Consider the following 1,502-nt stretch of genomic DNA (forward strand, 5'->3'; position numbering starts at 1 on the left):
CGCCGCACCAGATCGAGCGCGAGCTTCTGCGTGTCGTTGCAGAAGTTCCAGACGTAGTTCACCGCACGGCTCTGCTTGTTGAGCAGTCCGTTGAGCGATTTCACCCGGTAGCGGTAGACAAGAATCATGCACGTAATCCTAACCCGGGGAAGAAGCTGCCTGTCAACAGCACGCCTTTCCTCCCCGTTCTGAAGGACGGCGTTTCTCGGAGCAACTGATGAAAAACGGCGGCGGCGCGGGCCGCCCGGCGGCACCGCGCATTGCGTCGTGCGCGGTCGTCAGTCCCGGCTGCGAGCGGCTTGCGGATTCGGCGGCGCAAAGGCCGGTTCGTTGCGAACGGAACGATGTACGACGGCATCCGGCCGCACGCAAACGGCCAACGGATCGCCCCGCGACCACCCGCCGCAGCCCGGCTGAAACCCGTCATAAGAAATCCAATAAGTATTTCATGCGGGAAATACTATAGGCGATATATCAAAAACAATGCCAGAATGCGCGCCGCTCCGAACGCCGCGACACCCGATCGCCGTACGAGCCGCATCAGGAGGTTCTCCCCCAATGAAAAACCACGGCCTGTCACGGCGGGGTTTTCTGAAAGCCAGCGTGCTGGCGGGCGTCGCGGTGTATGTCGCGCCCATCGGCAGCCGCGCGTTCGCGGCGCTCTTCGAAGAAAAACTCCTCACCCCGGTCAAATGGGATAGCGTCACCGGCATCCCCCAATTCCGCATCGACGGCATCGCGAAGGTCACCGGCTCTAAAGTGTTCGCCCGCGACGTGCGCGCCGCCGACATGCCGCACTGGCCGCAGCAGCAGTCGCACGCGCTGATCCTGCGCGTCACGCAGGCCGACCGCACGTACGAAGGCTTCGACCTGTCGCTGCTCGGCGACGAGCTGAAGCCGGACCGCGTGGTCACGGCCGACGATCTCGCGCGCGACGGCGTCGCATTCCCGGCGTTCTACGGCGACGACATGCTGCTGCCGGCCGGCAAGACGCCCGCGTATCTCGGTCATGCGGTCGCGATCCTCATCTATCACGACTTCGCGCGTTTCCGCTTCGCGAAGAACGCGCTCAAGTTCCGCGACGACGTGATCCGCTACGGCGCGGTCACGGGCCCGCTCGAGCGCGATCCGTGGGGCACCTTCCGCTACGTGCGCGTGGGCGGCAAGACGGCCTATGACGACGACGTCTATTCGAGCCTGAAGGACGCGCCGATCTTCCCGAGCATGATGCGCAAGCACCTGCCGGTCTGGCCGGACGGCAAGGAGCACGGCAAGCTCGACGAGCAGGGCATGTTCCTCGCCGGGCAGATCGCGAGCGAGCTCGACCATCCGTCAGCCGACTGGCTCGTGTTCGACCGCGAATACAACACGCAGTCGGTCGATACGGCCGCGCTCGAACCCGACAACGCGAACTGCTGGTACGACGCCGCGACGCAGTCGCTGCACCTCGTCGTGCCGACGCAGTCGCCGCTCGAAGTGTCGGAGAATGCGGCCGCGATGGT

Annotated in this window: 1 pseudogene; it reads left to right on the plus strand. The window is 64.8% G+C overall.

Annotated features, from left to right (window positions below):
* Positions 1-558: 558 nt before the first annotated feature.
* A pseudogene (locus JMF90_RS36715) lies at positions 559-1,502 on the plus strand (xanthine dehydrogenase family protein molybdopterin-binding subunit); the annotation flags it as partial.

It is taken from the genome of Burkholderia sp. E168m23, from assembly GCF_016586125.1.
GTDB lineage: Bacteria > Pseudomonadota > Gammaproteobacteria > Burkholderiales > Burkholderiaceae > Burkholderia > Burkholderia orbicola.